The sequence below is a fragment of the Streptomyces sp. 4N509B genome, assembly GCF_052245655.1.
Classification (GTDB): Bacteria; Actinomycetota; Actinomycetes; order Streptomycetales; family Streptomycetaceae; genus Streptomyces.
Genome location: NZ_JBQQBZ010000077.1, coordinates 1 through 6,303, shown reverse-complemented (window position 1 = coordinate 6,303; position 6,303 = coordinate 1). Strand labels below are relative to the sequence as shown.

Below are 6,303 nucleotides of genomic sequence, written 5' to 3'. Positions count from 1 at the left end.
GCCGCGCTCCGCGGGCACGACGCGCCGGCCCTACGGGCCGGATGATGCTAAGCCGCTTCGCGGCTTAGCATTTCCAAGCTGCTCCGCAGCTTGTGTTGCCGGCCCACTCCGTGGGCCTCGGCTGGCTACGGGGATGGTTCGCTCCCTGTCACCTTTCGGTTTCTTTTATATGCTGCAAAACTTTAAAAAGACTATCCTCCATTCCGATCAAAAAACTCTTTCATAAATCTCCCCATGGCGCCTTTGTAGCCAACAAGCCGTCATCCTCCGAAACTCACCGTCTATCTGATTGCGAATCAATTCCTTTTGGTCCTCCATTCCGCAGGATGGCTCGGAGAATTTTTCACGTTTCTTTACTTCTCCTTCAGAGAATGGCACACATTTCAGCGAGCAGCTTCGTCAACTTTGGTTGACGACCCAGGCAGCGGTCAACTACGGTTGACGCATGGATGTGGAACGGTTGACCGAACTCGCCGCCTCGGCCGCCGACCGTGACCCGTTGGTGGGACTGGACGCAGTGGCGCGACTCCGCGCCGAGACGGAACGCGTCGAGGCGGTGCTGGTGCGCCGCGCCCGCAACAACGGGGCCACGTGGCCGCAGATCGCCGCCGTCCTGGGTGTCTCGAAGCAGGCAGTCCACAAGAAGTACGCCGGTCGGGGCCTGTTCGGCGGCCGGTCATGACCGCTGGGATACACGGCGACCAGCGGCTCGTTGCCAGGCTCGGCGAACTGTTGGGCCCGCGCCACCCGGTCGCCGCGGCGGCCGTGGTCACGCCCGAGGGCATGCGCGTGGCGGGCCGCGGCACCGACCTCGACGCCGACTTCGAGATCGGCTCTATCACCAAGGCCGTCACCGGGCTGCTGTACGCCGACGCCCTCACCCGAGGCGAGATCGAACCCGGTACGAGCCTTGGCGACCTGCTGCCTCTGGGCGACGTTCCCGCCGCCCGTCTGACACTGCGGTCGCTGAGCACGCACCGCTCCGGTCTGCCCCGGCTACCCAGGGCCGCACGACCATGGCGGCGCACCGTCGCTCTGTGGCGACACGGAACCAACCCCTATGGCGAGAATCTCGAGCAGCTGCTCGACCAGGCTCGGGGTGTTGCGCTGAGCAGGCCGCGGCCCCGCTACTCCAACCTCGGGTTCGAGCTTCTCGGACACGCCCTCGCCCAGGCGGCCACGACGACCTATCCGGAGCTCGTCCATCAGCGCCTCGCCACTCCGCTGGAACTTGACTGCTTCTACGCCCCGGAGACAATCAACCAGCTCAGGCCCGGGGCGCTCCAGGGCAGAAGCCGCCGAGGGCGATCGCGGCAGCCCTGGACCGGTGAGGGGGTCGGGCCGGCAGGCGGTGTCCGGGCTTCCATCACCAGCATGGCCCGTTTCGCAGCGGCGATACTCGACGGCAGTGCTCCGGGAATCGCCGCGCTCGATCCGATCGCCCCGTTCGGCGCTGGTGCCCGCATTGGCGCTGCTTGGATCACGATTCAGGTGAAGGGCCGACCGATCACCTGGCACAATGGCGGGACTGGCGGTTTCCGTTCCTGGATTGGGCTCGACCGTAGTGCTGGCATCGGTGTCGCCGTCCTTTCGGCTACCGCGGCGTCCGTTGATCGTCCAGGGTTCGCGCTCCTGGCCGAGCACAGCCGCGGTAACGGCCGATAGCACGATCAGGATGCCGCCCGTGAACAGTGGACGCTTACGGGGCGGGGCCTTGGTGGATTGGCTTATGCGTGACGCGCATAAGCGTGGTGGCGAGTGTTTGGTTCAGTGAGTGGGTCTCAGATTTCTAGGCTGCGAAGCCGACTGATGTGACGTATTCGTACTTTCCCCACTGAGATCCCAGCGCCGTTATCTCGTCGGTCCACGCGTTGTTGAGCGCCTGCATGTCTCCCTTGGACCAGGCGGCAATGATCGCGTCCCATCGGCGGATGTTCAGTGTCCGGTACTCGAGAACCCTCTGGTGTCGTCTTGACACCTGGCTCTGGTCCAGCGGGTGAATTTCCACACGTGTTCCGCCTCGGGCGTTCAGTCGCCTCAACAGGTATCTGGCGACGTTGACGCGGCGATAGGCCGTGTATGCGGTCTCAATTCTAGCGAGGTTGGCCCTGTTGGGGCGTTGTGTGCCGGCCAGCCATCTCGTGATGGTGCGGGGGTGGACGGTGATGCCGGCGTCCGCCAGGGCTTGTCGGCCTGCTTGTGATCGTGTCAAATAGCGCAGTCGTGCGGTGAGGCCGCGGCGTGTGGTGATGGGGGAGCTGACGCCTCCAGCGAGGTTGTCGAGGACGCGGGCCGCGGCTTCGCTGCCGCGTTCGCCTCGGGCGCCGTATTTTCCGAAATCGTCTGTGCTGCCCGGCATTTACTGTTCCGAGTGGCTGGTGGTGTACGAGTCTTTTACTTTCACTTGTGCGAGGCCGCGTCCTTCTGCGAAGACTTTCTGCCAGTCGCCGATGACGTGGAGTTCGTCGGTGCCCATCGCCCGTACCACGGTCAATCCTGCGCTGTGTGCTTTGTGTGCTTTCAGCCAGAGGTTGACGAATGCCTGGGAGCGGATGATGTGCATCCAGTCGGGGCGATAGAGTTCGCGGTTGTAGTTTGATTCTCCCATCGTCGACACGAACTTAGAGTACATGGCTTTGACGTATTCGAGGGTTGTTTCGTCGTTATCGGTGATTGCTTTTTCTCGGGCGTCGCGTAGGACTTGGCGAAGTCTCTCGAAGAGGTGTTCCGTTGATCCTGATGTGAGTGATTCGTGGATCGTGGGGGGATCGCACAGTGCGCCGTGTTTCTGACTGGACAGGCGTTGCAGCAGTCTGAGGGTGGGTTCGGTGATCCAGAGTGGTCCTGGTTCGTCGCGGTCGCCGAGGGGGTTGGGGAGTTCGGCGTCGTGGTGCCATTCGGGTGGGGTGATCAGGTGGAGGCCGGCGCGGCGGCGTGAGTGGACGTCGCCGGTGGAGTACTCCAGGGCGCCCAGTGGCAGGTGGGTCTTGAGGGCGGAGAGGTAGGCGCCGTTGATGTCCAGGACGGTGACGTGGTGTTCTCCTGGGGGGAGGTGGGGGCGTGTCCATCGTGGTCGGGCTTCCCAGACGTCGTCCGCGCCGTGGGCGGACTTCTTTCGGAGGATGCCGGGCAGGGGTGGGTGGGCGACCACGTCGTAGCGGGCGCCGGTCCGGCAGGCGTCCAGCAGCGTCATCACGTCAGGGATGGCGGACTTGATCAGTGTGGCCCTGGCCTCGTCGATGTCGCCGTCGTGCTGGGTGAGCGCCTGCTGTACCTGATGGGTGATCAGCTGTTCTGGAGCGGCTGGGTCAGGGGGCTGTTGTGGCGTGGGGTGCGGGGTGCGGGGCGCGGGGTGCGGGGCGTGTCTGGTCTGGTCTGTGCCGGCGGGAGGTGGTGTGGGTGGTGTCGGCTGTTGGGTTGGTGGCGGCGGGTGGGGGGGTGTCTGTTGGTCGTTGGTGGAGTCGTGGGGGTGGGTGGGTGTTTGGCCGTCGGTTGGGTTCGGGCCGGGTGGGGGTGTGGGCGTCGGGGGGTGCGCAGGTGTCTGCTGGGCGGGTCCGCTGGGTGGGGCGGGGGCCTTGGTGGGTGCCGTGGTGGTGCCGAGGTGTTCCAGGGCGTGGGTGGGGCCGGCCAACAGGTCCAGTGGGCGCATCCGCCAGTGGGCTGCCAGGCGATCGACGTCATCAAGCGTCCAGGCCGTGCCCTGGGGGGTGCGCAGCTTGCGGGAGAGCTGCCCTTGTGACAGGCCGAGGGCGGCGGCGAGGTCAGCCTGTGTCTCCCCCGTCTGCGCGCGTACCGCCGCGATCGTCAGCCGCAGCAGTTCCTCGCTTCTCATCGATGACATTCGCGGAAGCTAGCAGGATTATGCGTGTCGCGCATAATTTTGCGTTCTCGCTGCACTGGTTGAGCTGGCTGATGCGGTGCTGTGGTCGGGTGGGTGGGCGGGCCGGCTGGTCTGCCGGCCCGCCCGGTGGGGGCTTCGGGTGGCGGCTGTCGCGCCCGGTCGAGGTGCTCCCGTCCGGGATGGGCTTCGCGCGCCGCACGCCCGGCCCGTGCTGCTTGCGCTGGTCCGGCGCGGTCGGCGGCGCCGGAGGAGGCGTCAGGACAGCGGCGGCTCGGCGAACTCGACGAGTTCGAGGGCCTGTTGCGGGAACCACTGGCCGGCCGGGGGGAGTTCGTAGCCGCGGGCCGGGTCCTGGGGTCCCTCGGTTCCGCGCAGGCACAGGCCGTCCGACTCACCGGGGATCTTGATCCACAGATGGGCGTCGATCAGCGGCTCGCCGGTGCGCAGGGTCGGCCGCTGGCCCAGGCCGCGGTCCGGCGGGTTGCACCATTCCTGGGGGTCGGTGTAGACGCCGGCGGGGGCCGTCCACGGGCCCTGACCGTTGCGGCTGGTGTCCGTGACGAAGTGCGGCTGGTCGGCCGGGTCGGTGGTGACGTTCTCGGCGAGCCAGGTGGCGGCGTCCTCGGCGGGCCACCACTGGTTCGGGCACTCGGCCGGGTCGCCGCCCTCGGCGGCGTAGGCCAGGCAGCCCGAGATCAGGGTGCCGTAGGAGGAGAGCGCCTCGTCCGTCTGGTAGTTGGACGTGTTGAGGTAGAAGCCCTCGGTGTCGGCCACCCCGGCCTGGATCAGGCGCGGCACGATGCTGTTCACGCTGTGCCAGCCGCTGTGACCGGCGTCGAGGTAGACGCTGACCCGGGGCTTGGCGGCGAGGCGGTCCACGGCGTAGTTGAGCTCGGTGTAGCGGGCCGCCGTCATGGTGCCCTCCGCGTCGTCCTGGCCGCAGTCGGACGGCAGCAGCGCGAGGGAGTCCGGCTCCAGGATCACGATGGCGGGCTTGTCGCCGATCCCGTCGATGACGGCGTCCACCCATTCCTTGTACTCCGCCGTGTTGGCCGCGCCGCCAGCGGAGTACTGCGAGCAGTCCCGGCCCGGAACGTTGTAGAGCGACAGCACCGGCAGGGCGTGCTGTCGGGCGGCGTCCCGTACGACGCTGCGTGCCTGCCGCTCGGGGTCCTCACCCTCTTGGCCGGTCAACCAGACCGACTGGGGGGTGCTGATCATCCGCGCCAGCCCGGCCGCGTCCCGCCACTGCCCCCGCCGCAGCAGGTCGCGCAACTGGTCGTAGGCACCGGCGTTGGCCTCGGGGACGTAGAGGCGGGTGGGGGTCGCGTCCGGGCCCCCGCGGCCGTGCCCGACAGCGGCCTCGCCGCTCGCGGCCGCCGGCCCCGCCAGGCCGGCGGCCAGGGTGAACGCGAGCACGGCGGCACCTGCCGCCGCGAGAACCGCACGACTTCTTCGTCTTGGCATGTTCGGCTCCTACTGATAGGCGAGTCACACACTATGGGAGCGCTCCCATCTCGCTTCCTGGCACCTTCCGATGCGGCGCCTGGCCTCGTCAAGCCCCTTGCACAGCGGATCCGCGATCGTCGCCTCGACCCCTCTGCCACCCCGTCAGAGGAGGCCGGGTACGCGGGGCTGTCGCGCCGGCCGCGGACTACCTCGCCGGGCCCTTGGTGCCAGGCGTGAGCCTCGTCTGGAGGCCGGGCCGGCCCTCGACGCGGTTGCTCGGCGTGGCCTGCTCGGGTGGGTGGGGTCCCCCGGGGAGGTCAGGGGCGATGAGTTTCGTCGTGTTCTCCCGTCTGTCCTCACACAGGACCGACCACCCGTGTGCGAGGAGAGCATCATGGCCGCCACCTACACCTTCGACGTCTTCTCCAGTCTCGACGGCTACGGCGCCGCCGGCGGCGACTGGACCGGTTACTGGGGCAAGCAGGGTCCCGAGCTGCTCGACCACCGCCTCGCCCTGTACGAGGCGGAGCAGCGGATGGTCTTCGGGGCCACCACGTACAGGGCGTTCGCGCGGATGCTGGCGTCGGGTGGTGAGGAGTTCGGTGTGCGTGACCCATGGGTCGACCGGATGAGGAGTCTGCCGGCGACGGTGGTGTCGACGACGTTGGAAGGGCCTCTCGACTGGCCGGACGCGACGGTCGCGTGGGGGGACGCGGTCGACGTCGTGGCCCGGCTCAAGGAGGAGTCGAGGGTGCCGTTGCGTTCGCACGGCAGCCTGTCGATGAATCGGGCGCTGATGGCCGCCGGTCTGGTTGATCGTGTCCAGGTGACGTTGTTTCCCGTGATCACGGGGCGGACGGGGTTGGATCCGGTTTTCCGGGGTGGCGCCGACTTCGATCTGGAGTTGGTGGAGAGCCGGACGCTCGACGGTGATGTTCAGGAGCTGGTCTACCGGCCCACTCTGCATGGCTGAGGTTTTCGGGTGTGTGGTTCGGGGGTCGGGGGCCTGGGGG

The 6,303-nt window shown here is 67.5% G+C and carries 6 protein-coding genes; 3 read left to right on the top strand and 3 right to left on the bottom strand.

Annotated elements, in window-relative coordinates; translation table 11 throughout:
• Positions 1-445 precede the first annotated feature (445 nt).
• Together ACTWP5_RS31905 and ACTWP5_RS31900 are read left to right on the top strand one after the other, a co-directional pair.
• Positions 446-682, top strand: a complete 237-nt coding sequence (locus ACTWP5_RS31905) for a helix-turn-helix domain-containing protein (RefSeq protein WP_443224680.1) — start codon at positions 446-448, stop codon at positions 680-682.
• On the top strand, positions 679-1,665 hold the full coding sequence (locus tag ACTWP5_RS31900; protein WP_443224679.1) for a serine hydrolase domain-containing protein: 987 nt from the start codon (positions 679-681) through the stop codon (positions 1,663-1,665). Before ACTWP5_RS31905 ends, ACTWP5_RS31900 begins: the two co-directional genes overlap by 4 nt.
• A gap of 124 nt (positions 1,666-1,789) precedes the next feature.
• Here the strand turns inward: ACTWP5_RS31900 and ACTWP5_RS31895 are convergent, their stop codons facing one another.
• The 3 genes from ACTWP5_RS31895 to ACTWP5_RS31885 all read right to left on the bottom strand — a co-directional run bounded on the left by ACTWP5_RS31895 (position 1,790) and on the right by ACTWP5_RS31885 (position 5,260).
• Positions 1,790-2,359: a transcriptional regulator gene (locus ACTWP5_RS31895; RefSeq protein WP_443224678.1), complete on the bottom strand. Its 570-nt coding sequence runs from the start codon at positions 2,357-2,359 to the stop codon at positions 1,790-1,792.
• The gene (locus ACTWP5_RS31890; RefSeq protein WP_443224677.1) at positions 2,360-3,841 is read right to left on the bottom strand and encodes a transcriptional regulator; all 1,482 of its coding nucleotides are present in this window, start codon (positions 3,839-3,841) and stop codon (positions 2,360-2,362) included.
• A 255-nt stretch (positions 3,842-4,096) separates the two neighbouring features.
• On the bottom strand, positions 4,097-5,260 hold the full coding sequence (locus tag ACTWP5_RS31885) for a glycoside hydrolase family 6 protein (RefSeq protein ID WP_443224676.1): 1,164 nt from the start codon (positions 5,258-5,260) through the stop codon (positions 4,097-4,099).
• 424 nt (positions 5,261-5,684) lie between these two features.
• Between ACTWP5_RS31885 and ACTWP5_RS31880 the strand changes: the two genes are divergently transcribed.
• Entirely contained in the window at positions 5,685-6,263 is a 579-nt protein-coding gene (locus tag ACTWP5_RS31880) for a dihydrofolate reductase family protein (protein WP_443224675.1), read from the top strand.
• Positions 6,264-6,303 lie beyond the last annotated feature (40 nt).